Origin of the sequence: Corynebacterium sp. Marseille-P4611, from assembly GCF_916618765.1 — a bacterium.
GTDB classification, from domain to species: Bacteria; Actinomycetota; Actinomycetes; order Mycobacteriales; family Mycobacteriaceae; genus Corynebacterium; species Corynebacterium marquesiae.
Map to the genome: position 1 here is coordinate 2,453,186 of NZ_CAKAKD010000001.1, position 21,284 is coordinate 2,474,469.

Here is a 21,284-nt window from a genome sequence, read left to right on the forward strand (position 1 = left end):
GTTTAGTCTCCCTTGTGGTGTTTTTGGGCCATGGTGATGAGTTCTGGGAGTTTGTCGGCTGGTACGTCGGTAAGTGATTGGACGTTGAAGTGTGGGAATAGGGTTCCGGTAATCCAGCCGGGGCCTTCGTCCATGCTGATGGCGCGGAGGGTGTTCTGCGCCTCGGGGAGAAGGTCTGGAGTTTCTTCTTCCTGTGGTTCGGGCTTCGGTTCCGGGGCGGCTGCGGCTGGTTCTTCCTTCGGCGCGGGTGCTTCTTCTTCTGGGTGCGGTGCCGCAGCCGGCGTTTCCTGCTCAGGCCATGGGGACTGTGCGTCTGGTTCTTCTTTGATGCGGTCGAAGGTTTTTTGCATGGCGTGGATGCCGATGGCGAGGAGGTCGAGGGTGAGGTTTTTACTAATCCAGGTCATTATTTGGGGTCCTTTCCGGTGATGAGTCGGGTGCCGTGGACGGTGAGGCGGTTTTGTCCGTCCTCCAGCGTGGTGATGATGAAGCCTTGGTCTTTGAGGTCTTGGAGTTGGGCTTTGGTGATGTGTTTTCCTGCGGCCCAGCGGCGCAGGGTGGCGCGTGCCTGAATGGTTGTCATTGGGGTGGCTTTCTGTAGTGCTTCTTGATGAGTGCTTCGATGCGGCCGGATTCTTCTTCTGTCGGGGCGCGGGTCGGCAGCTCTCCGAGGTGCTGGTTAATGCGCCGGTGAAGACTAATCGTGGCGTCAGATACGGCTGCGATGCGGAAGTTGGTTTCGCGCATGCGGTTATAAGTGATGGTTGAGAGTGCGGCTGTGCCGAGGGCGTTGAGGAGTGTTAGGGCGGTGAGGGTGATTATCCATACGGTCATAGGTCTATGGAGTCCAGTAGCGTGTGGCGGTCATGGCGGGTAAGCGTGATGTCGGTGAGCTCGAGGGCGGTGTCTTCGCTGTAGCCGCGGTCGAGGAACATCATCATGGTGTGGTGTGTTTCTTGGATGCGGCGGTCGAGCTCGTTACTGGCGTGTAGGTCGCTAGGCTTTGGTGGGGTCACAGGTTTTCTCTTTCCTTGTCAATGTGGGTGCTGATTTCATGGCAGAGGTCGCGCAGCGTTGGGAAGGTTTCTCCGTGGTCGCGCATCCAGTCGAGAACTTCACCTTCGAGACGAGAGAGCGCGACTTTCTTGGCTTCCCGACTGGGGTAGGTAGATTCTGGGGCGAATAGGGGCATTGAGGTTCTCCTAGTGGTGTTGGTGGTTAGAGCCAGACGGGTGGCATGGAGATGATTGCGTGGAGGAGGAATCCGAGCATGCCGCCGAAAATGCCGGTAGCCCAGCACAGGCGAACTCGTTTCGCGGCGGTGTCCTGCCAGTAGGCGAGTTCTTTGTAGGTGGGTGCTTTGCGTTCTGGGCGGTTATTTGGATTGGTGGTTGGCATGGCGGGTTTTCCTTTCATAGGCGGCGATTTGTCCGGTGACGAGGTGGGTGTGTGCGGCGGCGTCTTTGATTTGGCGTCGAATACTCTCCGGGAGGTGGGTGTAGCGGTAGATGAGCTTGAGCCGGGTCTCGATATCTTTGAGGTGGTTGACGGCTTCGGCGTGGGTGATTTGGTGCATGCGGTTTCTCCTGTTTGTTGTGGGTTTCAGGGCGGGGTTTAGGCTGCGGTGTTGACCTCCATGTAGCGGGTCAGGTGCGTGTAGTGGATGAGGTATGGGGTGCCCACTGCGCTTTGGTATGCGGGTAGTCGGCCGGCGGCGCAGTCCTGGCGGATGGTTCGGTGCGATAGGCCGGTAATGTCGGCGAATTGCTGAACGGTGAGGTTGGCTACTCGTTTGCCGAGGACGGCTTCGACCATTTCCATGAGTTGCTTGTGGTTCATCGCCACACCACCCAGAAGGTGCGGGTGCGAGGCTTGCGGTGCCTGCCGCGGCGGAAAAGGTTTTTGATAAAGTTCATGGTGGACTCCTCTTTATGGGTTCACGGTGGTTCACCTCGCGTTGCTTTGGACGGCCCGCGGGGTGAATAGCTAATTACAGGGGTTGTGCGTGGTTTGTGGTGTGCGCACCCCACCGAGAAACATTTGCGTGTGCTGGTTAAATAGAACTCATGGCAAACCCAGCAGAATTACTTCACAGGCAACTTTTGGGATGGGCGGATGGCAACACCAAGACAGCAAAGGAAGCTCGGCAGCTTGGCCGCCAGACCAACGAAAATGGCTCACAATTTCAAAGACGGACTGCTCAAATCTGGGCAGACCATAGGCTTGCGGTAACCCGACTAAATCAAGTCGTAGAGGCAATTGAAGTTGCCAAACGTGAGGGCGTCCCTGTCACGGTTTACGACCAGTTCATACCCCAGTGGACTGAAGCAATTTTTACCTATCCACACGGGTGGGACGATAGACATCAACCGGGAATTCTGAAAGCCCCATTAGACCAATTAGAGAGTGTGGCAGCTCTTCTAGACTTTGTGGTTCCGAAGTTTGAAGAAGGATCTCCAGAAAAGTTCTCCAACTTCCTGGAAGTTCTTCTACACCGGGTCTCGACCCTTGACGAATCACATCGATTTTTGCGTGAGCACTCGATTCGAATAATTCAGCATCTTCGGGGCTGCCTGGAAGATCTCGACCTTTACGGTGAGTTCAAAATCATCGATGCCCTCCATGAATTGAAATACATTTTGGAAGCACTCGAAGAAGCGGCGGATACCCAAGAAGACAAAAAGTTCTATCAAAAAGCGCGGGAAGGCGCTTGGGGTTTCTTCAAGAAATCCACTGGTTCAGTAGTTCTTGCTGGCAGTATCTTGGCTTCATCTGCAGTTGAACAGGCAGGAGAAGATCTTTACGAATTGGTGAAAGAAGAATTGCCGGCTATTTCTTCGAGCAATGAAGAGTCCACAGAAGTCAAAGATGGTCACGATGAAACATCGGGGTCGGACTCTGAAGGGTAAGTATTTCTTTCTATTTCCTGAAGTGCTTTGTCTATAGCTTTGCCGCTCGGCGTGCCGGAGAGAATATCGGCCTTGATGGCTGAGAGTACCCAGTTGACGCAGGCTGCTTCCATGAGGCTGAGGTCTTCGGGAACGTATTTGTTTGCCATGATTTCTCCTATCGTGTGCAGAGTATGAGGGGTGGGTGCAGGTGCGGGTCAGTGGCGGGCCGCCCGCTCCTTCACTTACGACGGCAGTTACACGTCACACCCACCCGGTGGCCTGCCGGGGAATCGAACCCCAGTTAGTCTTTTGTAAGCACATTCCTTAAGCCCCTGTAGTAGGTGTTAAAGGATTGTGATTTGTCCATTCAGGCCTGTTATTTATGTCCGCGCCGTTCGTTCCCTCCCGCCTCTCAGGGCGGGGTTCCTGCAATTTTCTGCTTGCCCCGGTCGTGGCGAATCTAAGAACCATCGCTCGCGGGGCCGGTATCTTCCGGCGCTCTTCACTATTTAGTTCTCTGTACTGCGTGGCCGGCCAGTCCCTCGTCTATCCCCTAGGGAGGGGCTGGCGGCCTGGTGCCCGTGGGGAGGCTTGCACTCCCCTGCCTGCTTGTCGGGCTACGTTTCTGTGTTTGGGTGATTAATGTCCCGCCCTTGCGATGGCAGCGTCGAGAGCGGCCTGCTCTGCTTCGGTAAAAAGCTCTTCGACGATGCTTGGTTTGAGGTGTTCTTTGAGGGCGGCTTTGAGGTAGCCGAGTGTGTAGGCGTCGATGTATGCGGTGTTGGTGGTGTTCATGGTGGGTCTTTCGTTAGTAGATGCGGTAGGTGTGTTTTGTCTTTGTCGCTGTGGGTTTCCCTACGCGACTACTTCGCCTCGTGGTACGTACATGACGCCTGAAAGCTCCGACCCTGCGGCTTTTAGGAGCTTGATTGCGGTGGTGAACTGCAATTCCTTTCCTCGCCGGGCGCGCTGCACGGTTCCGGAGGAGAGGTTCAGTTGTGCGGCAAGCTTTTCGTCGGAGGTGACTCCGAATCGCTTGCGCGCTTCATCAATTACCTCGGGGCGAAGAATGTAGTGGCCATCCATTGGTGGCTCCTTTCTGTCCGAGTGGCGCATTATGCGCTACGTGACTCATTGTGGATCACTTTGCGTCGAGTTGTCAATCCGTAATTACAAACGTGTTAGTTTTCCCAGTTCATCGGTAGTGAATCGATTTGCGCCACACAGCCAAGTGGCGCATAATGAGTCACATGACTGAGCACAACGAATGGTTTGAAAAACTCACCCAAAATTCATCTGGGCGCGCAGCAGCCGACAAAGCAGACATTTCCCCCGCCACGATGAATCGCCAACTAGCCCGCGGAACTCTCAGCGCAGAGACCGTCATAGCTTTGGCCCGCGCTTACGGTCGCCCACCCGTCCGAGCTTTATTAGAGACCGGCTACATCTTCCCTGAAGAATCAGGCATGCTCTCCGTAGAAGAACTGCTCCATTCACTCAGCGACCAGCAATTAATTGCAGAACTAGCGCACCGCATCGACGACGAACCAGCCCACTGGGTAGGTACATTTGGCGAGGTAGTAGAACGCAGCACTCCCCCGCAGCTCACCCCCGTGTCCGACGCACATGGTTCACTGCATGACGACGATGATGGCCTGGTTCAGGAATGGGACGATTCCGTACCGCACGCGGCGGATAGTAGCCCAGACGAGCAGGCCGAGCGTGAAAAGCGAGGTGAGGATTTGATTGATTAACACCGATGCCCTCATTGATGTGGCGCAGCGGCGCGGGTATCGGGTGAGGTGGCATCGTGGCGGGCCAAAAGCAGCATGGCTCCCACACCGGTCCACCATCACCCTGCGCGTAGGCATGGATGATGTCACCACCCTTTGTTCCCTAGCCCACGAGCTTGGCCACGCCCACTACGGCGACCCGCCCGGCCATTTCGGAGCACATGAACTGCGCGCCGATAGGTTCGCCGCCCGCCTACTCATCAATCCCCACGACTACGCCACAACAGAAGCAATCTACGGACCGCACCCCTCCGTCCTGGCCCACGAGCTAGGCGTAACGGTCAAAGTCCTCAAAACTTGGCAATCTCTCTACGAAAGACAAGCAGCATGACCAATCAATCCCCGTATTCCCAACAGCAAACCAACCCGCCAAAAGCGAAGAAGCCGTTCTATAAGCGTTGGTGGGTGTGGCTAATCGCTATTTTCCTGGTTCTTACCATTGCTGGCCTTTTCATCGATGATGACTTCAGCAGTGAGGAGGAAAAGCAGCAAGCCTGGGAGGCCTATAAATGCAAGTACTACTCTGACCTGACTGCACAGCCAGAAGGAACGAAGTTGTCAATGGAAGTTATGCGTGACGAAATTTCCGTTTCCGAACGTGCTGAAGCGATGCGTTGGTCTAAAAAGCTTATTAAGGCCGGCAATTCTAAAACTGTCGGTGATGTTATCGACCGTGAAGACACCCCTACCTCGCAAAATATGTGTTCCGGTTGGCTATGGGAGCACAAGAAGAAAGAATCGGGATTCTGGGATAACTACGACAGTTTCACCCTTGAGAATGCTCGGAACGAGGGAGTTGTGTCGTAAAACTGGGGGTGGCCCCGTGGAGCTGAGCTCAGACACGAGGCCACCCTATGGGCCCACGGGGGGGATGTGGGCCACCAGCAGTATAAAACAAGACCGCCCCTGGCGCTCGACATGTGGAAGTAGACAGCACCAAGGACGGAAAGTCGCCCCATCCAACTAAAGACAGGACAGGTCTATCATATGGCATCTATTAAGGCGTACAACACGAAACACGGCCGCAGGTACCGCGTCGACTACGTCAAGCCCGACGGTAAGAACACTTCGAAGCGTGGTTTCAAGCGTAAGCCCGAAGCGGAGGAATGGGCGAGCCGTAATGCGGTATCTATCGCTGATGGTGATTGGGTCGACCCCACCAGAGGGGCAGCGAGAATCAGCGAGGTTGCCGAGGATTGGCTGGTACTCAATGAGCTGCTTAAGCCGTCCAGTGCGGACATGAATACGACCATTTGGCGCGGCACCATCAAGCCCTACTGGGGCGAACGCAAAGTCAAGGAAATCACCCACCGTGAGGTACAACGCTGGGTCTCCGGCATGGGCTACTCCCCGTCCTGGGTGCGCAACTGCCACAGTGTACTGTGCCAGATTCTAGACGTGGCGGTGAAAGACCAGCGGGTAAAGAAGAACGTCGCCCGCGGCGTACGCCTGCCACGCAAGGTGAAGACCGTGCACGTGTATCTGACGATGCAGCAGCTGAAAGACCTCGCGGATGAGTGCACGCGTCACGGGGAGATTGTGATGCTGCTTGGCACGTCTGGGCTGCGCTGGGGTGAGCTCGCGGCACTACGGCCAAGGGACTTGGACCCGCTGAATAGTCGTATCCATGTGCGCCGGAATGCGGTGTACCTAGATAACGAGAAGCGGTGGCATTTCAATACCACGTTGAAGAATCATAAGCGGCGCTCGGTGGCGGTGCCGGCCGCGGTTATGGACCAGGTGCTTGCGGTCGCCGCGCACCGCGGCCGCGATGAGCTCATCTGGCAATCCCGCACCGGCACACCCATGCATTCGCCGGGGCATAAGACGTGGTTCGATGGCGCGGTTAAGCGCATGCAGGCGAAGTCGAAGTCCGCTATCGACGAAGCGAAGGAGGCGGGTGAGCCGGTGCCGCGGGCGTTTGAGCGCATCACGCCGCACGGTCTAAGGCACGTCGCGGCCGGCCTGTTGGTGAATGCGGGGGCGAACGTGAAAGTGGTGCAGACTCAGTTGGGGCATGCGGACGCGGCGGAGACGCTGAACACGTATGCGGACTTGTTTCCGGACATGTTGGATGAGGTGGCGGAGACGATGGACGGCATGCTTGCGGAGGTGGTGGAATTTTCTGAAACTCCGTCAAAACTCCGTCAAAAGGGGCCGAAAAAGGCTGTTTAACCTGGTAAAAGGCCCGAATTATGGTAGGTTCGAGTCCTGGTGGGGAAGCTTTTTAGTTTTTCTTCCTACCGCGGCGAAAACCTTTGAGCTCGGCTTTCTTCGCAATCGCCGCCACTTGGGCGGCGGTGTAGTTAACGGGGGCTACACCGGCGCGGGGCAGGACCCAGCCGCGCCAATAAGACACGATGGCCATGCCACTGCCGACGATCGGCGCGACCACCATGCCAAGTGCAAACTGTCCGTAATCGGCAAAGGTAACCATGACGATGCCGGTGAGGATAGAGGGCACGGCATACAGGGGGCTGCCGCCAAAGATGGACGGGATTTCCCCGGAGGCAATATCGCGGACCATTCCGCCGCCCACTGCGGTGAGCACGCCAAGGAAGACACAGGGAATAAGTGGCATGCCGTGGGTGAGCGCCTTGACACAGCCGGTGGTGGACCACACGCCGAGGATGATCGCATCGCCGTGTTCGCGGAATAGCTCCCACGCCTTGCCCTTGAGATCGATGAGAAATGCAATGAGTGCACCACAGCAAGCAAGGCCGAGGTACCAGGGGTCTGAAATCGCTGCGGCTGCTCCATCCCCGATGAGCATGTCACGGATCATGCCGCCGGCCAGCCCTGAAAAGAGGGCGAGGAACACGAAGCCCACAATGTCGAATTCGCGGCGGCGGGCAAGGGTGCCGCCAATGATGCCGTTCAAAACTACGCCGAGAAGATCGAAGGCTTGGTAAAGCGAATTGATGAGAGGATCGACATCGTGCATGATTCTTAGGCCTCCTGCCGCGCGGGTAGAATTTCGGCGTGACTGCGGCCGTGTTTTACTCTCCGGCGTGTCAGCATGGCTTTAATTTAACCAACTCGTCCCTCTGAAAGATCGCATTTCTCATGTCTAAATCCAATGCCCGGTATTTCATCTGGTCCAATGGTCTGCAAAATTTGGGCGATCAGATTGTTGCGGCGAAGACGGTGCTGCCCGCGCTCTTTAGTGCGGCCGGAGTGCCTGCCTTCTTTACCGGCCTGCTCACCCCTATCCGCGAGTCCGGTTCGATGCTGCCGCAGGCGGCGCTGACCCCGTGGGTGACTACGCATAGGGCGCGCAAGCGCCTATGGATTATCGGTTCGCTGGGACAAGCGGTATCCGCCGCGGTCATCGCGCTCGCGGCATTTTTTACCCGCGGGGCAATTCTAGGCATCATTGTGCTGCTGGCGCTGGCCGCGCTCTCGCTTTTCCGCGCGCTGTGCTCGATTGCGGGCAAGGACGTGCAGGCGCGCACCATTTCCAAGGGCGCGCGCGGCCAGGTGACCGGTAGCGCGGCAGCCCTCGGTGGCGGTGCTACTTTGCTGACCGGCATTATCCTCTACTTTTTGGGCGAGCTCAGCATTCCCATGATGGGCACGGTCCTCGCCATTGGTGCGGCCACGTGGGCCATTGCCGCGTGGGTCTTTTCGGGCGTGGATGAGCCGGTGCCAGAGGAAACCGAAGGGGGCATCGATAAGCAGTGGTGGCGCGATACCTGGCAGCTTTTTACTAGCGACGGCCAATTTCGCAACTTTGTCATCGTCCGCGCGCTCTTGCTCGTTTCGGCGCTATCTACCTCTTTTATTGTACTGCTCAGCAGCAACCTTTCCGGGCTCTACGGATTCGTGCTTGCTTCCGGCCTAGCCTCCCTGGTGGGCGGGCGTATCTCCGGGGTGTATTCGGATAAGTCTTCTAAGAACACCATGGCCGTGGGCGCGGCCGTGGCTTCCGTCGTGCTGGTGCTTTTGGTCGCCAGCTCGCACTGGGCACCGGATGCGGTCAATGCCTGGGTCATGCCGATTGGCTTCTTCGCCGTGAACCTAGCGCACACGGCCATTCGCGTGGCGCGAAAGACCTACGTGGTGGATATGGCCGGCGGCGATAAGCGCACCCAGTATGTGGGCGCGGCCAATACGATGATGGGCATCATCCTTCTCATCGTCGGCGGCATTTCCTCCGTGGTGGCACTGGCCGGACCTGAGGCAGCGCTGCTCTTCCTTGCCCTCATTGGTTTCCTCGGGGTGTGGCGCGCCCGCGGCCTGAAAGAGGTTTCTCACACATAAATCGCACTTGGGCTATAGGATGTAGTCCGGATAAGAATCAGACTCGACCCCCAGGAGTTCAATAACCCGTGGTAGCAACAACCTCGTGTGCTGTCGTCGTCCTTGCGGCTGGCGCCGGCACCCGCATGAAGTCCACCAAGCAGAAGACCTTGCATGAGATTGGCGGTCGCACCTTGCTCGGCCACGCTCTGCATGCTGCGGCCGGGATCAACCCGGAGCGCATCGTCACGGTGGTGGGCCACCAGCGCGATCAGGTCGCCCCCGCCGTGGATGCCATCGCCCAGGAGCTGGACTGCGAGGTACTGCAGGCGGTGCAGGAGGAGCAGCTGGGCACCGGTCATGCCGTGGCCTGCGGCTTGGAGCCGATTCCGGACTTCGAGGGAACCATCATTGTCACCAACGGCGACGTCCCGCTGCTTACCCCAGAGACCATCGAGGGCCTGCGCGCCACCCACACCGAGCAGGGCAACGCGGTCACTGTGCTCTCGATGCGCCTCGATGACCCGACCGGTTACGGCCGCATCATTCGCGCTGAGGATGGCAGCGTGTCTGCCATCGTGGAGCAAAAGGATGCCACCGAAGAACAGCGCCAGGTCAATGAGGTCAATTCCGGCGTTTTCGCCTTTGATGGGCGCGTGCTTGCCGATGCCCTCCAGAAGCTCGACTCCAATAACGCCCAAGGCGAGCTGTATATCACCGATGTGCTTGAAATTGCCCGTACCGCGGGGCACGGCGTCGGCGCGCACGTAGCAGCAGATCCGGCCGAACTCGCGGGCGTCAATGACCGCGTGCAGCTTGCCGCTGCCGGCCGTGAGCTCAACCGCCGCATGGTAGAAAAAGCGATGCGCGGAGGGGCCACCATCGTGGATCCGGAGACCACCTGGATTGGTGTCAACGTCACCGTGGGCTCCGATGTCATTATTCACCCAGGCACGCAGCTGTGGGGCGCTACCAGCATCGCAGATAACGCCGAGATCGGCCCCGACACCACCTTGACCAATATGCAGGTGGGCGAGGGCGCTTCTGTCGTGCGCACCCATGGCAGCGATTCCGTCATTGGTACCAACGCTAAGGTCGGCCCGTTTACCTATATCCGCCCGAAGACCGTGGTGGGCGAGGACGGAAAGCTCGGCGGCTTCGTAGAGGCAAAGAACGCCCAGATTGGCCGCGGCTCCAAGGTTCCGCACCTGACCTATATCGGCGATGCCACCGTGGGCGAGCAGTCCAATATCGGCGCCTCCTCCGTCTTTGTGAACTACGACGGCGTGAACAAGCACCACACCACCATCGGCAGTCACGTGCGCACCGGTTCTGACACAATGTTTATCGCTCCGGTCAATGTCGGTGATGGCGCATACTCCGGTGCGGGTACAGTTATTAAAGACGATGTTCCTGCGGGAGCACTCGCAGTCTCCGGTGGCAAACAGCGCAACATCGAGGGCTGGGTTCAAAAGAAGCGTCCGGGTACTCCCGCGGCTGATGCCGCAGCCCGTGCGCAGGACAACGAAAAGTAAGGGGCATATTCTCCCATGACTGGCAAGGTAACTGGTAGCAGCAAGAACATGAAGCTCTTCTCTGGGCGTGCACACCCAGAGTTGGCGGAGGCTGTGGCTAAGGAGCTCAAGACCGATCTGGTTCCTACCACCGCCCGCGACTTCGCTAACGGCGAAATCTTCATTCGCTTTGAAGAGTCCGTGCGCGGCGCCGACTGCTTCGTAATGCAGTCTCACACCCAGCCGCTCAACAAGTGGCTAATGGAGCAGCTCATCATGATCGATGCTCTCAAGCGCGGCTCCGCTAAGCGCATCACCGCCATCCTGCCCTTCTATCCATATGCACGCCAGGATAAGAAGCACCTGGGCCGCGAGCCAATTTCCGCCCGCCTGGTGGCAGACCTTCTGCAGGCTGCTGGTGCGGACCGCATCGTGTCCGTGGACCTGCACACCGATCAGATCCAGGGCTTCTTCGATGGTCCGGTCGATCACATGCACGCTCAGCCCATCTTGACCGATTACATCAAGTCCAAGTACGCCACCGATAACATCACCGTGGTCTCCCCGGATGCTGGCCGCGTGAAGGTCGCGGAAAAGTGGGCCCACGACTTGGGTGATGCCCCGCTGGCCTTCGTGCACAAGACCCGCTCCAATACCGAGGCCAATAAGACGGTGTCCAACCGCGTGGTGGGCGATGTTGAGGGCAAGGACTGCGTGCTTCTCGACGACATGATTGACACCGGTGGCACCATCGCCGGCGCCGTACGCGTACTCAAGGATGCGGGCGCCAAGAAGGTCATCATCGCCTGCACCCACGGCGTCTTCTCTGACCCTGCCCGCGAGCGCCTCTCCGAGTGCGGCGCGGAAGAGGTTATCACCACCGATACCCTGCCGCAGTCCACCGAAGGCTGGTCCAACCTCACGGTGCTGTCCATCGCACCGCTTTTGGCACAGACCATCCACGAGATCTTTGAGAATGGTTCCGTGACCACCCTTTTCGACCGCGCCTAAACATGTTCTACTATCACTAGCCGCCGAGAATTTACTTCGGCGGCTTTTGATTTGTTACCGGCACACGTGCTAATCTAACTCAGTCTCGGCGAGGGCGACCTCAGGATGAGGAAGCCGTTATCGACGCGATTGAAGTTAGAGCATGTTGCTTTTATATACGCCTGCGATGACTCGTCCAAGACGTCCATCGGCAGGCTTTCGTCGTTTTTATCGCGTTGGCCGCGCCGCACTACTTTAACTAAGGAGAACGAAGCATGGCACAGCGCCCAGTAATTAAGGCTGAAGCACGTACCGAATTTGGCAAGGGTGTCGCACGCCGCCTGCGTCGCGAGTGGAAGGTTCCAGGCGTCATCTACGGTTCCCACCAGGAGCCGGTCCACTTCGCAGTTCCGCTGCTGGACATCCAGTCCCTCGTCCGCAACAACGGCGTCAACGCCGTTCTGGAGCTGGAGATTGACGGCGAGCAGTACCTGACCATGGTTAAGCACGTTGACCAGAACGTCCTGACCTTCGACATCGACCACGTTGACCTGCTGGCTATTAAGCGCGGCGAGAAGGTTGAGGTTGAGGTTCCGGTTACCCTGACCGGCGAGTCGGCCCCAGGCACCATGCACATCCAGGATGCTGACGTACTGCTGGTTGAGGCAGACGTACTGAACATTCCGGAAGAGCTCGAGGTTTCCATCGAGGGCCTCGAGGACGGCGCAGTTATCACCGCCGCCGATGTCACCATGCCGGAAGGCACCACCCTGGTGGCAGAGGAAGACACCGTTATCGTCTCCATCTCCCTGCCTGAGGTTGATGAGGAACTCGAGGAGGCAGCTGAGGCTGCTGAGGAAGGCGGCGCTGACGCTGGCGCCGAGTCCGTCGACGAGGGCGAAGAGTCCTCCGACTCCAAGGAGTAATCCCCTCCCCTTCACACGCATAGGCCGCCGTGAGATTCGCTTCTCGCGGCGGCCTTGCCGTTTTTCTCTCTGCCTATGAGACAATTAAGCGCGTGACTCCACTTCTCGTAGTAGGCCTTGGCAACCCCGGCCCCAAGTACGCAGGCACCCGACACAATATCGGCTTCGATGTGGCAGATGAACTCGCAGGAGAGCTCATGAGCAGCTTTTCAGTACACAAAAAGACCAACACCGAAGTCGCTGAGGGCATAGCTGGCAGCCGAAAAATAATCTGCGCAAAGCCACGGTCCTATATGAACCTCTCCGGCGGGCCGATCAAGGCTTTGGCCCAATACTTTCATCTCTCCGCCGCTGACATCATCGTTATCCACGATGAGCTAGAACTCGATTTCGGCACCATTAAGCTCCGCAAAGGCGGCGGCGACCATGGCCACAATGGGTTGCGTTCAACCACAAAGTCCCTGGGCACCAAAGACTACCAACGCCTTTCAATAGGAATCGGGCGCCCACCGGGGCGCATGGACCCTGCGTCGTTTGTGCTCAAGCCTTGGGCAAAGCAGGAAAAGGCAGAAATCCCCATCCTTTGCGCCGACGCAGTCGAGGAAATCTTGCGCGTAGGATAGTCGCCATGAAATTGGCTACCCTACGCACTGGCTTTGGAACTTCCGCTATCCGCATCGACGGCGATAACGTGGGTGTTGAATTGGATTATGAAGATGTCGGCCAGCTGCTGCGCAGCGAAGATTGGCGCAAGGCCGCCCAGCTTTCCGGCGAGCCCGTGGTCTTCGACCACGCCGACCTGGAGGCTGTCATACCAACTCCCGGCAAAGTCATCTGCGTAGGGCTTAATTACGCCAAGCATATCCGCGAGATGGGACGCGAATTCCCCGAACATCCCACCTTGTTCATCAAGTTCGCCGATGCCCTCACCGGCCCCTATGATGATGTCTTCATTCCCGAATATGGCACACGGAAGCTGGATTATGAGGGAGAATTGGCGGTCATCATCGGCGAGCGCGCCCACCGTGTCACCCGCGACGAAGCACTGGATTATGTGGCCGGCTACGCCATCATGAATGACTACACGCTGCGTGACTTCCAGCGCCAAACTAGCCAGTTCCATGCCGGCAAATCCTTTTATCGCACAGCCGGCTTCGGCCCTTGGCTTACCACCGCGGATGAGTGGTCACCGGGGTCCGGAGCTGTCCTCACCACTACCGTAGGCGGTGAGGAAAGGCAGCGCGATAATACCGATGACCTCATCTTTTCCGTAGCTGAGCTCATAGAGTTCTGCTCGCAGCTCTACCCACTCAATCCAGGCGACGTCATCGTTACCGGCACGCCGGAGGGCGTGGGTTTTGCCCGCATCCCGCAGCAATTTATCGAGGACGGCCAGAACGTCACCATCTCCATCGAAGGCTTGGGGCATATTTCTAATACCACCCGCTATGGAGAGCCCGGCTGCGGCCCCGGCTGTACTTGTTCCTAAGCTGTGCCCAGGTTCTCACTCCAAAGTGGGCGGTAGCGTTTTCATCCCAGCCGCTTGTGCCGGTTAAGCTGGATTAATGAGCACAAAAAGCAGTAAAGCCCCTAAGAAACTCAACAAGAAGGCCTACGAAAAGGAGCTCGAACGCCTCCAAGCGGAGCTCGTGGACATGCAGCAGTGGGTCGTTGAAACCGGCGCCCGCGTAGTCATCATCATGGAGGGCCGCGACGCCGCTGGCAAGGGCTCCGCGATTAAGCGCATCACCCAGTACCTCAACCCGCGCACCTGCCGCGTCGAGGCACTGCCTGCACCGAACTCGCGCGAACAGGGCCAGTGGTACTTCCAGCGCTACGTGGAAAAGCTGCCTACCAAGGGCGAAATCGTCATCTTTGACCGCTCCTGGTACAACCGCGCCGGTGTCGAGCGCGTCATGGGCTTTTGCACCGATCAGGAATACGTCCGCTTCCTGCACCAAGCACCCACCTTTGAGCAGATGTTGGTAGAAGACGGCATCATGCTGCGCAAGTACTGGTTCTCTGTGTCCGATGAGGAGCAGATCAAGCGCTTTGAATCCCGCCGTAACGATCCGCTGCGCCGTTGGAAGCTCTCCCCTATGGATCTGCAGTCCATTACCCGCTGGGAGGACTACTCCCGTGCCAAGGATGCGATGTTCATCCACACCGATACCCCAACCGCGCCGTGGTACACCGTGGAATCGGAAGACAAGAAGCGCTCCCGCATTAACGTCATTTCGCACCTGCTGAGCACCATTCCCTACGAGAAGATCGAGCGCGAGATGCCCGAGATTCCGCAGCGCCCGGATTCCGATGGCGAAACCTATGAACGCCCTGCCCGCGAAGAGTTCCGCTACGTGCCGGACGTCGCTGCCAAGCTAGAGCGCAAGTCCGAGCAGAAGACAGCGAAGAAGACGTCCAAGAAGGGCAAGAAAAAGGATAAGAAGAAGTAGCACCAGTTCAGCCACAGAGCTTTAGCCCGCCTTCATTTTGTCTTGAAGGTGGGCCTTCTTATTGAAGTTTTTAACGGCACCCTAAGCTTCGAGCCTTAACCGTCAGGAGTCTCTTTGGATACTCACGACCTGATGGGGTCAGGGAGGGCGAAGCTCAGACTGTGGACGATTGTTGAAACACATAAAGCGGCCACGTTTCAAGTCCATTGGCGTGCTTCCAGGCCGATAGCATGGCTGCTTTTAGGGGTGGGGTGATTGGGGGCAGGGAAAACGGCAAAAGCCCGCGGTTAAGCCGCGGGCTTGGGCTAGGTGTGTTTAAAGCTCAGCAGGAGATACGCGCTTTGGCAGAACTACCGGGCGGGTGTGCGCCAGCTCTTCTACGATGCGTACTACCTGGTTAGAGTAACCGAACTCGTTGTCGTACCACACATACAGCACCAGGTGCTTGCCAGAGGCGATGGTAGCAACGCCGTCGACGATGCCAGCGTGGGTATTGCCGATGAAGTCAGAGGAAACAACCTCTGGGGAGGCAATGTAGGAAATCTGCTGGCGCAGGTCGGAGTGCAAAGAAACACTGCGCAGGAAGTCGTTGACCTCATCGCGCTCTACTTCCTTCGACAGCTCGAGGTTGAGCACGGCCATGGACACGTCCGGGGTAGGAACGCGAATGGCATTGCCGGTGAGCTTGCCCTCAAATTCCGGCAGGGCCTTAGCCACAGCCTTGGCTGCGCCGGTAGCGGTAAGCACCATGTTCAGGCCTGCGGCGCGGCCGCGGCGATCGCCCTTGTGGTAGTTATCGATGAGGTTCTGGTCATTGGTGAATGAGTGCGCGGTCTCCACGTGGCCGTGGGTTACACCGTAGCGGTCATTGATGACCTTGAGAACCGGGGTAATGCCGTTGGTGGTGCAGGATGCAGCGGAGAGAATCTGATCCTCATCGGCGATGTTGTCGTTATTGATGCCGTAGACGATGTTCTTGATATCGCCCTTGCCCGGCGCGGTCAGCAGCACGCGGGAGATGCCCTTGGCCTTAAGGTGCTGAGACAGGCCCTCGCGGTCGCGCCATGCGCCGGTGTTATCTACCAAGATGGCGTTGTTGATGCCATAAGAAGTGTAGTCAATCTCGGACGGATCGTTTGCGTAAATCATCTGGATCTTGGTGCCATTGGCCCAAATGACCTCGTTTTCCTCATCCACGGAGATGGTGCCGTTGAAAGCACCGTGGACGGAATCGCGGCGCAGCAAGGAAGCGCGCTTGAGGATGTCACCGTCGCCCTTCTTGCGCAGGACGATGCCGCGCAGGCGAACGCCACCATATGCTGCCTCGCGGGCGACGAGCAGGCGGGCCAACAGGCGGCCGATGCGGCCGAAGCCGTAGAGGACGACGTCGGTGGTCTCTAGGTCAACGCCAGCACCGACGATCTCGCACAGCTCGCCTTCCAAGTACATGCGGAGGTTTTCCTCGTTGGACTCCTCCCACCCGAGGACCAAGCGGCCGAGGTCGACGCTTGCGGCGCCCAGGTTCATGTCTGCCAATTCCACCAGGATAGGCAGGGTCTCCGCCGTGGACAGGTGGCGCTGCGCGATGCGGCGGCCATAGCGGTGAGACTTGATGATGTCGATATCGGTCTGGCCCACCAGTGGGCGGCCGAAGATGGTGGTGACAACGTTATTGTTGCGGTGCAGCTGGTGAATGAGCGGAATCATCTGCTGCGCCAGCTCGAGGCGCTCGTTCCAATCATCATGGCCAACATGTGCGTTCGCAGTCACGTAATTCATTCCTTTTCTGTCACGGGGGTGGCATTAAATCTTCAAACATAAATATTAGCGCCTACTACTGTGGGTTTTGGCATAGTTCGTTCAGGATGTTGACCACAGTACCCCCGTTTATTTTCTCCACTTCGGTTCCTACGAGACAATATGCTACGGCATCATCGTGCTGCGCACGGCGTTCCTTAAGCACAGGATTCAAGAGCGGATAAACCGGTGGAAGGTTGGGATGACTGCGGGTGTACTGAGTTTCTAGTCCACGGGCAAAGCGGCCCGAGAAAGCACGGGTAGACACGGTCTGCCCACCACGGCGCAGTAGCTGCCGGTTGTAGTCACTCGTTCCCGCCTCTTCGGTGAGCAAAAATGCGGAACCGCAGGAACATGCGCCGACGCCGTCCCAGGACATAGCGGTGGCTATATCGTCTGCGGTGCGCAGGCCGCCAGCAGCGATGAGAGGAAGATCAGGGGCTGCGGTATGCACGTCGGACACTAGCTCTTCCAAGTCCCGGGAATCGGGAGTCGCGGCTAAGTCCCAGGTTCCGCGATGGCCGCCGGCGGCCGGGCCTTGGACGCAGAGCACATCGACGCCCCGACGTGCGGCCGCGGTTGCCTCCGCAGAAGTGGTGACGGTGGTCCAAGCCTCTGCGCCCGCGGCGTGGATTCGCTCTATCTGTTCGGGTGTGAAGGTTCCAAACATGGACCACACCACGCGGGCGCCACCGCGCAGCGCTAGAGCCAGCTTCTCTGCAAAGCCAAAGGAGTAATCGGGATCGGGCAATGGCTGGTTTTCTGCCTGCGCCAGCTCGCGGGCGGCGGTACGTTGCGCCCCAGAAAGCGGCTGTTGTGGGCAAAAGAGGTTTACTCCAAACGGAATGCCGGCACACTGGTCAATCTGTGTGCGGGCAGTGTCTATGCTCGCAGAGCCCACACCTAAGGTGCCAAAAGAGCCGGCGGCATGGGCGGCGCGCACTAGTTCCGGGGTGGTGGGACCGCCGGCCATGGGCGCGGGGATTACGCTACGGGAAAGAGAGCTTATAACCTGACTCATACCACCCCACCCTACCGAGAGAGGAAGCTAGTGCAGTGGCAGCTTTAGGAGATTTTTTCGCGCGGTTCTTTGGCTCGAAGAATAAACCCACACCAGGCCTCAATCCGGACGAGCTAGAGGCGGAGTGGCTTATTGTGGGCTTGGGCAATCCCGGCGCAAAGTATGCCGCTACCCGCCACAATGTGGGCTATATGGCCATCGATGATCTATTAGCCGCAGACGGAGACGTGCTTGAGCCGGTACGTGGGATGGATGTGCAGGTCGCGCCACTTAGCTGGGCGGGGCAGAAAGTACTTGCCGTGCGTTCAGGAACCTTTATGAATCTTTCTGGCGATCCAGTAGCGCCGCTGGCACAGCAGCTAGGAATCGCCCCAGATCACATCATTGTTCTCCACGATGAGCTGGACCTTCCGGCCAATAGGATCCGGATCAAGCAGGGCGGAAATGAAAATGGGCACAACGGACTCAAGTCGCTCACGGAGCGCTTGGGCACCCGCGACTATCTGCGTGTGCGCATTGGTATTGCCCGACCACCCAAGGGATCGTCCATTCCGGATTACGTATTGGGCCCCGTGGATGCGGGCGCCGGCTTTGATGACGCCATCGCCACCGCGGCCGAGGCCGCCCGCCTCATCGTGACAGACGGGTTAGGCAAAGCCCAGAACCAGATCCACTCGCGCTAGCACTGGGAAAATTTTTCTAGGGCCTGGGGGCTGCCGGCGGCGACGATGAAATCGGTGGGGGTGAGCTCGGTGGCGTCGGCAAGCGGGGCCCACTCCCCTTCCGCGCGGCGCACAGAGACCAATTGCACGCGGTGCGTGCGCCAGATGGCAGAAAGGTCGAGCGGCCGGCCCACCAATGAACTAGGAACGGCCATCTGGGTCACGCCATAATCAGTGGCAATCTCCGCAAAATCACGGAAACGCCCGCCCAACAGGTAAGCCACGCGGCGGCCAGTATCACGCTCTGGCCGGATGACATGGTGGGTACCAATCTGGCTGAGAATACGCGCGTGTGCCTCCGAATCAGCCTTGGCCCAGATGTCTTTGACCCCCAACTCCACCAGATTGGATGCGGTGAGGATGGAATCTTCCAAATGGGAGCCGATGGCGACGATGACGCGCTCGACCTCCTCCACGCCCAGCTGGCGCAAGGCCTCTGGGTCGGTGGTATCTGCCGCAATGGTCTCGGTGAGGTAGGGAGCTTCTTCGCGCACGCGCTTTTCGCTGGAATCGATGCCGAGGACCTCAACGCCATTGGCCATCAGCTCATGAGCAAGCGAAGAACCAAATCGGCCTAACCCAATAACGACGACGGGTGGAATATCGATGCCGGCGCGGGAGCGTCCCAACGCCTTGAGAATATTAGCCAAGGAACGGCCTTTCTTCGGGGAAGCTATAGCGCCGGCTAACGGATTTCGCCGCCAGCGCTGCTACCAAGGTGGTTGGGCCAATGCGACCCAAGTACATGATGAGGCATAGCACAATCTGCGAGGGCGCAGACAAGCTTGCGGTAATTCCGGTGGACAAGCCCACCGTAGCGAATGCGGAGAGCACTTCAAAGGACACTTGATCACCGCTAAACTCCGGATCGAAAAAGCGCAGCGCCGCCACGCCCAGCGTGACTACCATGACCCCGGCAAAGCTCAGCGCCAGCGCCTGGCGGGTCACCGACCGCGGAAGGCTACGGTGCCCAATTGTGGTGGTTTCCCGGCCCGTAAATTCTGCTGCCATGGCTGCCAACAGCACGCAAGCGGTGGTGACTTTAATACCGCCGGCGGTACCGGCCGAGCCACCACCGATGAACATCAAAATATCGGTGCCCATCAGCGTAATGGGATGTGCCTGGCCATAATCGATGGCATTAAACCCTGCCGTGCGCGGAGAAGCGCCGGCAAAGAAAGAGTTGAGCAGCTTATCCCCCAGCGACATCGAGGACAAAACCCCGGTCCACTCCATGCACGCGAAGAAGACGCCACCGGCGAGCAGGAGCACCATTGTGGCCGTTAGGGTCATGCGGGCGGTAATGGAAATGCGGTGGACCACATGGCGATCGCGGCGTACCAACCGCGCCAACTCCGCCCACACCGGAAAACCTAAACCGCCACCAATCAATGCGGCGGCCAAGGGCAGCAAAATCCAGGCATCAGAAACAAAGGGCACCAGGTTATCGCTATTGGTGCTAAACCCCGCATTGTTAAACGCAGAAACCGCATGGAAGATGCCCTCCCATACTGCGCGCGGAAAGGAATGCCCATAGCCAATCATCAAGCGCGCAGCCACAATGACGGCGATGATGGTCTCAGCCACCGCGGTAAATGCGAAAGTAAAAATCAGCGTCTTGCGGATACCACCAGGGGCGATAGGGCGCCCCTCATAAGCGCCGGTTTTGCGCGCCTTAAAGCTAATCCGGCCGGTAAAAATCAGGCCAGATAGCGAAGCGAGCGACATGATGCCCAGGCCGCCCAGTTGGATCAGCGCCAAGATGATGACCTGGCCGGCCGGGCTCCAAAAACTACCGGTATCCACCACGATGAGGCCGGTAAGCGAGACCGCAGACGTAGCAGTAAACAAGGCAGACAGGAAGGAAGCGCGGGCGGTGCCGGCCTCGGCAAACGGCAGCATGAGCAAAACCGTTCCCACCAGAATCAGCACAAGGAAGCCAGCCGCGGTCAACCGCGCCGGGCCCCACTGCCGTATGGAAAGCAAACGTTTCACCAGCGGAAGTATAGACCTGCTTTCGGCGCAGGGAAACTGCTGGCCGGCACCACCCCTCGGGGGCGGTTAGCATTGGTGTTATGACTTCGCCACATAGCACTGCCAAGACCATTGTGATTACCGGCGCATCCGGCGGATTGGGGGCCGCGGCAGCTCGTCAGTTGCACCACACCCGGCCGCAAGACAACCTGGTTATCATCGGCCGCAATCCGGAAAAGACCCGCGCGGTGGCCGAGGAAGTCGAAGGCCGGTATTTCCTAGCGGACTTCGAATCCCTGGGCCAGGTACGCCGCTTGGCACAGGATTTGGAAGGCTTAGAGCACATCCACGCCCTGGGCAATAATGCCGGCGGCATTTTTGATGGCCCGTCCACCACCGCCGATGGATTTGAGCGCACCTGGCAGGTCAACGTGGTCGCGCCTTTTCTATTGACCTCACTGCTACGGGATAAACTGCGCGCGGATAACGCGAACGTGGTCCAAACGGCTTCCCTAGCCAATTTCCTTATGTCTAAATTCGACCTCAGCGATCCCACCACGCTGGAGCACTTCAGCCCCGAGCGCGCCTACGGCAACGCCAAGTTGGGCGATATCCTGCTCACCCGTTATATCGATGCCCACGGGCTTAATGCGGTCTCCTTCCACCCCGGCGTGCTTGCCACGGACTTTTCCAAGTCTTCTACTGGCCTAATGTCCAAGATGTATTCCGGGCTGATTGGCAAGACCTTTGGCACGCCTGCAGACGGCGGCGATAACCTCGCCTACTATTTGACCGGCACCGAGGGAATCCACTTTGAATCGGGCGAATACTACAACAACAAGCGCAAACCTGGCCTGCAGCGCCCCATTGCGAAGAAGCTGTCGGTAGCTCGCCGCGTCTTTGATGATTTGGGGCGCCGCCTCAATGTGGAGTGGTAGCGCGAAACCACTAGACTATGCCG

At 58.3% G+C, this 21,284-nt stretch carries 30 protein-coding genes; 14 read left to right on the plus strand and 16 right to left on the minus strand.

Annotation, left to right across the window (positions count from 1 at the left end; genetic code table 11):
* Nucleotides 1-2: 2 nt before the first annotated feature.
* The 8 genes from LG376_RS11745 to LG376_RS11780 are packed head-to-tail and all read right to left on the minus strand — an operon-like array spanning nucleotide 3 to nucleotide 1,839.
* Nucleotides 3-407: a hypothetical protein gene (locus tag LG376_RS11745; RefSeq protein ID WP_225747244.1), complete on the minus strand. Its 405-nt coding sequence runs from the start codon at nucleotides 405-407 to the stop codon at nucleotides 3-5.
* Nucleotides 407-583: a hypothetical protein gene (locus LG376_RS11750; RefSeq protein WP_225747245.1), complete on the minus strand. Its 177-nt coding sequence runs from the start codon at nucleotides 581-583 to the stop codon at nucleotides 407-409. Before LG376_RS11750 ends, LG376_RS11745 begins: the two co-directional genes overlap by 1 nt.
* Nucleotides 580-834, minus strand: a complete 255-nt coding sequence (locus tag LG376_RS11755; RefSeq protein WP_225747246.1) for a hypothetical protein — start codon at nucleotides 832-834, stop codon at nucleotides 580-582. The genes LG376_RS11750 and LG376_RS11755 overlap by 4 nt, the downstream gene beginning before the upstream one ends.
* The gene (locus LG376_RS11760; RefSeq protein ID WP_225747247.1) at nucleotides 831-1,016 is read right to left on the minus strand and encodes a hypothetical protein; all 186 of its coding nucleotides are present in this window, start codon (nucleotides 1,014-1,016) and stop codon (nucleotides 831-833) included. The genes LG376_RS11755 and LG376_RS11760 overlap by 4 nt, the downstream gene beginning before the upstream one ends.
* Nucleotides 1,013-1,192 (minus strand): hypothetical protein, encoded by a 180-nt coding sequence (locus LG376_RS11765; RefSeq protein ID WP_225747248.1) that lies wholly within the window; start codon nucleotides 1,190-1,192, stop codon nucleotides 1,013-1,015. The genes LG376_RS11760 and LG376_RS11765 overlap by 4 nt, the downstream gene beginning before the upstream one ends.
* Before the next feature lie 26 nt (nucleotides 1,193-1,218).
* Nucleotides 1,219-1,398 carry a hypothetical protein gene (locus LG376_RS11770; protein WP_225747249.1) on the minus strand — a complete coding sequence of 60 codons (180 nt, stop codon included), beginning with the start codon at nucleotides 1,396-1,398 and terminating at the stop codon, nucleotides 1,219-1,221.
* The gene (locus LG376_RS11775) at nucleotides 1,376-1,576 is read right to left on the minus strand and encodes a hypothetical protein (RefSeq protein WP_225747250.1); all 201 of its coding nucleotides are present in this window, start codon (nucleotides 1,574-1,576) and stop codon (nucleotides 1,376-1,378) included. The genes LG376_RS11770 and LG376_RS11775 overlap by 23 nt, the downstream gene beginning before the upstream one ends.
* A 38-nt stretch (nucleotides 1,577-1,614) precedes the next feature.
* On the minus strand, nucleotides 1,615-1,839 hold the full coding sequence (locus LG376_RS11780) for a helix-turn-helix domain-containing protein (protein ID WP_225747251.1): 225 nt from the start codon (nucleotides 1,837-1,839) through the stop codon (nucleotides 1,615-1,617).
* A 227-nt stretch (nucleotides 1,840-2,066) separates the two neighbouring features.
* Here LG376_RS11780 and LG376_RS11785 point away from each other — a divergent pair, with 227 nt between their 5' ends.
* Entirely contained in the window at nucleotides 2,067-2,909 is an 843-nt protein-coding gene (locus tag LG376_RS11785; protein ID WP_225747252.1) for a hypothetical protein, read from the plus strand.
* On the opposite strand, the gene LG376_RS11790 is transcribed toward LG376_RS11785, so the two are convergent.
* From LG376_RS11790 to LG376_RS11800, 3 genes are all read right to left on the minus strand, one after another.
* Complete coding sequence (locus LG376_RS11790; RefSeq protein ID WP_225747253.1) at nucleotides 2,873-3,058, minus strand: hypothetical protein; 186 nt, start codon at nucleotides 3,056-3,058, stop codon at nucleotides 2,873-2,875. The genes LG376_RS11785 and LG376_RS11790 overlap by 37 nt on opposite strands.
* Before the next feature lie 472 nt (nucleotides 3,059-3,530).
* On the minus strand, nucleotides 3,531-3,686 hold the full coding sequence (locus LG376_RS11795; protein ID WP_225747254.1) for a hypothetical protein: 156 nt from the start codon (nucleotides 3,684-3,686) through the stop codon (nucleotides 3,531-3,533).
* 60 nt (nucleotides 3,687-3,746) lie between these two features.
* Nucleotides 3,747-3,977, minus strand: a complete 231-nt coding sequence (locus LG376_RS11800) for a hypothetical protein (protein ID WP_225747255.1) — start codon at nucleotides 3,975-3,977, stop codon at nucleotides 3,747-3,749.
* Between the two features lie 164 nt (nucleotides 3,978-4,141).
* Here LG376_RS11800 and LG376_RS11805 point away from each other — a divergent pair, with 164 nt between their 5' ends.
* The 4 genes from LG376_RS11805 to LG376_RS11820 all read left to right on the plus strand — a co-directional run bounded on the left by LG376_RS11805 (nucleotide 4,142) and on the right by LG376_RS11820 (nucleotide 6,859).
* A complete protein-coding gene (locus LG376_RS11805) occupies nucleotides 4,142-4,645 on the plus strand; it encodes a hypothetical protein (protein WP_225747256.1) in 504 nt (167 codons plus the stop codon).
* Complete coding sequence (locus LG376_RS11810) at nucleotides 4,638-5,015, plus strand: ImmA/IrrE family metallo-endopeptidase (protein ID WP_225747257.1); 378 nt, start codon at nucleotides 4,638-4,640, stop codon at nucleotides 5,013-5,015. Before LG376_RS11805 ends, LG376_RS11810 begins: the two co-directional genes overlap by 8 nt.
* Nucleotides 5,012-5,491, plus strand: coding sequence for a hypothetical protein (locus LG376_RS11815; protein WP_225747258.1), 480 nt, complete (start codon nucleotides 5,012-5,014; stop codon nucleotides 5,489-5,491). Before LG376_RS11810 ends, LG376_RS11815 begins: the two co-directional genes overlap by 4 nt.
* A 180-nt stretch (nucleotides 5,492-5,671) precedes the next feature.
* Entirely contained in the window at nucleotides 5,672-6,859 is a 1,188-nt protein-coding gene (locus tag LG376_RS11820) for a site-specific integrase (protein WP_225747259.1), read from the plus strand.
* A 52-nt stretch (nucleotides 6,860-6,911) separates the two neighbouring features.
* Here LG376_RS11820 and LG376_RS11825 read toward each other — a convergent pair whose 3' ends face one another.
* On the minus strand, nucleotides 6,912-7,628 hold the full coding sequence (locus LG376_RS11825) for a trimeric intracellular cation channel family protein (RefSeq protein WP_225747260.1): 717 nt from the start codon (nucleotides 7,626-7,628) through the stop codon (nucleotides 6,912-6,914).
* 122 nt (nucleotides 7,629-7,750) lie between these two features.
* Here LG376_RS11825 and LG376_RS11830 point away from each other — a divergent pair, with 122 nt between their 5' ends.
* The 7 genes from LG376_RS11830 (at nucleotide 7,751) to ppk2 (ending at nucleotide 14,809) form a co-directional block, all read left to right on the plus strand.
* Entirely contained in the window at nucleotides 7,751-8,947 is a 1,197-nt protein-coding gene (locus tag LG376_RS11830) for an MFS transporter (protein ID WP_225747261.1), read from the plus strand.
* Nucleotides 8,948-9,015: 68 nt separating this feature from the next.
* Nucleotides 9,016-10,461 carry a bifunctional UDP-N-acetylglucosamine diphosphorylase/glucosamine-1-phosphate N-acetyltransferase GlmU gene (gene glmU / locus LG376_RS11835; RefSeq protein WP_225747262.1) on the plus strand — a complete coding sequence of 482 codons (1,446 nt, stop codon included), beginning with the start codon at nucleotides 9,016-9,018 and terminating at the stop codon, nucleotides 10,459-10,461.
* A 15-nt stretch (nucleotides 10,462-10,476) separates the two neighbouring features.
* On the plus strand, nucleotides 10,477-11,451 hold the full coding sequence (locus tag LG376_RS11840; protein ID WP_049379117.1) for a ribose-phosphate diphosphokinase: 975 nt from the start codon (nucleotides 10,477-10,479) through the stop codon (nucleotides 11,449-11,451).
* A 254-nt stretch (nucleotides 11,452-11,705) separates the two neighbouring features.
* Nucleotides 11,706-12,356, plus strand: coding sequence for a 50S ribosomal protein L25/general stress protein Ctc (locus LG376_RS11845; RefSeq protein WP_225747263.1), 651 nt, complete (start codon nucleotides 11,706-11,708; stop codon nucleotides 12,354-12,356).
* 92 nt (nucleotides 12,357-12,448) lie between these two features.
* Nucleotides 12,449-12,979 carry an aminoacyl-tRNA hydrolase gene (gene pth / locus LG376_RS11850; RefSeq protein WP_225747264.1) on the plus strand — a complete coding sequence of 177 codons (531 nt, stop codon included), beginning with the start codon at nucleotides 12,449-12,451 and terminating at the stop codon, nucleotides 12,977-12,979.
* Nucleotides 12,980-12,984: 5 nt separating this feature from the next.
* Entirely contained in the window at nucleotides 12,985-13,845 is an 861-nt protein-coding gene (locus tag LG376_RS11855) for a fumarylacetoacetate hydrolase family protein (protein WP_225747265.1), read from the plus strand.
* Between the two features lie 76 nt (nucleotides 13,846-13,921).
* Nucleotides 13,922-14,809, plus strand: coding sequence for a polyphosphate kinase 2 (gene ppk2, locus LG376_RS11860; protein ID WP_198492778.1), 888 nt, complete (start codon nucleotides 13,922-13,924; stop codon nucleotides 14,807-14,809).
* A 315-nt stretch (nucleotides 14,810-15,124) separates the two neighbouring features.
* Here the strand turns inward: ppk2 and LG376_RS11865 are convergent, their stop codons facing one another.
* Both LG376_RS11865 and LG376_RS11870 read right to left on the minus strand, forming a co-directional pair.
* Nucleotides 15,125-16,579 (minus strand): glyceraldehyde-3-phosphate dehydrogenase, encoded by a 1,455-nt coding sequence (locus LG376_RS11865; protein ID WP_370633396.1) that lies wholly within the window; start codon nucleotides 16,577-16,579, stop codon nucleotides 15,125-15,127.
* A gap of 64 nt (nucleotides 16,580-16,643) precedes the next feature.
* Entirely contained in the window at nucleotides 16,644-17,627 is a 984-nt protein-coding gene (locus tag LG376_RS11870; protein WP_225747267.1) for a nitronate monooxygenase, read from the minus strand.
* 35 nt (nucleotides 17,628-17,662) lie between these two features.
* On the opposite strand from LG376_RS11870, the gene pth (LG376_RS11875) reads away from it, so the two are divergent.
* Nucleotides 17,663-18,310, plus strand: coding sequence for an aminoacyl-tRNA hydrolase (gene pth / locus LG376_RS11875; protein ID WP_049379103.1), 648 nt, complete (start codon nucleotides 17,663-17,665; stop codon nucleotides 18,308-18,310).
* On the opposite strand, the gene LG376_RS11880 is transcribed toward pth (LG376_RS11875), so the two are convergent.
* Complete coding sequence (locus LG376_RS11880) at nucleotides 18,307-18,999, minus strand: TrkA family potassium uptake protein (RefSeq protein WP_049379102.1); 693 nt, start codon at nucleotides 18,997-18,999, stop codon at nucleotides 18,307-18,309. The two genes, pth (LG376_RS11875) and LG376_RS11880, sit on opposite strands and share 4 nt — an antisense overlap.
* Nucleotides 18,992-20,344 carry a TrkH family potassium uptake protein gene (locus tag LG376_RS11885; protein ID WP_049379101.1) on the minus strand — a complete coding sequence of 451 codons (1,353 nt, stop codon included), beginning with the start codon at nucleotides 20,342-20,344 and terminating at the stop codon, nucleotides 18,992-18,994. Before LG376_RS11885 ends, LG376_RS11880 begins: the two co-directional genes overlap by 8 nt.
* A gap of 80 nt (nucleotides 20,345-20,424) precedes the next feature.
* Between LG376_RS11885 and LG376_RS11890 the strand changes: the two genes are divergently transcribed.
* On the plus strand, nucleotides 20,425-21,261 hold the full coding sequence (locus LG376_RS11890; protein ID WP_225747268.1) for an SDR family NAD(P)-dependent oxidoreductase: 837 nt from the start codon (nucleotides 20,425-20,427) through the stop codon (nucleotides 21,259-21,261).
* The last annotated feature ends 23 nt before the right edge of the window (nucleotides 21,262-21,284 follow it).

Excerpts from the sequence above, each read along its gene's own strand:
- LG376_RS11780 (WP_225747251.1), bottom strand. The coding sequence starts at position 1,839 with ATGAACCACAAGCAACTCATGGAAATGGTCGAAGCCGTCCTCGGCAAA.
- ppk2 (WP_198492778.1), top strand. The coding sequence starts at position 13,922 with ATGAGCACAAAAAGCAGTAAAGCCCCTAAGAAACTCAACAAGAAGGCC.
- LG376_RS11830 (WP_225747261.1), top strand. The coding sequence starts at position 7,751 with ATGTCTAAATCCAATGCCCGGTATTTCATCTGGTCCAATGGTCTGCAA.
- LG376_RS11800 (WP_225747255.1), bottom strand. The coding sequence starts at position 3,977 with ATGGATGGCCACTACATTCTTCGCCCCGAGGTAATTGATGAAGCGCGC.
- LG376_RS11785 (WP_225747252.1), top strand. The coding sequence starts at position 2,067 with ATGGCAAACCCAGCAGAATTACTTCACAGGCAACTTTTGGGATGGGCG.
- LG376_RS11790 (WP_225747253.1), bottom strand. The coding sequence starts at position 3,058 with ATGGCAAACAAATACGTTCCCGAAGACCTCAGCCTCATGGAAGCAGCC.
- LG376_RS11770 (WP_225747249.1), bottom strand. The coding sequence starts at position 1,398 with ATGCCAACCACCAATCCAAATAACCGCCCAGAACGCAAAGCACCCACC.
- LG376_RS11805 (WP_225747256.1), top strand. The coding sequence starts at position 4,142 with ATGACTGAGCACAACGAATGGTTTGAAAAACTCACCCAAAATTCATCT.
- LG376_RS11775 (WP_225747250.1), bottom strand. The coding sequence starts at position 1,576 with ATGCACCAAATCACCCACGCCGAAGCCGTCAACCACCTCAAAGATATC.
- LG376_RS11870 (WP_225747267.1), bottom strand. The coding sequence starts at position 17,627 with ATGAGTCAGGTTATAAGCTCTCTTTCCCGTAGCGTAATCCCCGCGCCC.
- LG376_RS11765 (WP_225747248.1), bottom strand. The coding sequence starts at position 1,192 with ATGCCCCTATTCGCCCCAGAATCTACCTACCCCAGTCGGGAAGCCAAG.
- LG376_RS11825 (WP_225747260.1), bottom strand. The coding sequence starts at position 7,628 with ATGCACGATGTCGATCCTCTCATCAATTCGCTTTACCAAGCCTTCGAT.
- LG376_RS11750 (WP_225747245.1), bottom strand. The coding sequence starts at position 583 with ATGACAACCATTCAGGCACGCGCCACCCTGCGCCGCTGGGCCGCAGGA.
- LG376_RS11795 (WP_225747254.1), bottom strand. The coding sequence starts at position 3,686 with ATGAACACCACCAACACCGCATACATCGACGCCTACACACTCGGCTAC.
- LG376_RS11755 (WP_225747246.1), bottom strand. The coding sequence starts at position 834 with ATGACCGTATGGATAATCACCCTCACCGCCCTAACACTCCTCAACGCC.
- LG376_RS11890 (WP_225747268.1), top strand. The coding sequence starts at position 20,425 with ATGACTTCGCCACATAGCACTGCCAAGACCATTGTGATTACCGGCGCA.
- LG376_RS11820 (WP_225747259.1), top strand. The coding sequence starts at position 5,672 with ATGGCATCTATTAAGGCGTACAACACGAAACACGGCCGCAGGTACCGC.
- LG376_RS11815 (WP_225747258.1), top strand. The coding sequence starts at position 5,012 with ATGACCAATCAATCCCCGTATTCCCAACAGCAAACCAACCCGCCAAAA.
- LG376_RS11855 (WP_225747265.1), top strand. The coding sequence starts at position 12,985 with ATGAAATTGGCTACCCTACGCACTGGCTTTGGAACTTCCGCTATCCGC.
- LG376_RS11845 (WP_225747263.1), top strand. The coding sequence starts at position 11,706 with ATGGCACAGCGCCCAGTAATTAAGGCTGAAGCACGTACCGAATTTGGC.
- LG376_RS11745 (WP_225747244.1), bottom strand. The coding sequence starts at position 407 with ATGACCTGGATTAGTAAAAACCTCACCCTCGACCTCCTCGCCATCGGC.
- LG376_RS11840 (WP_049379117.1), top strand. The coding sequence starts at position 10,477 with ATGACTGGCAAGGTAACTGGTAGCAGCAAGAACATGAAGCTCTTCTCT.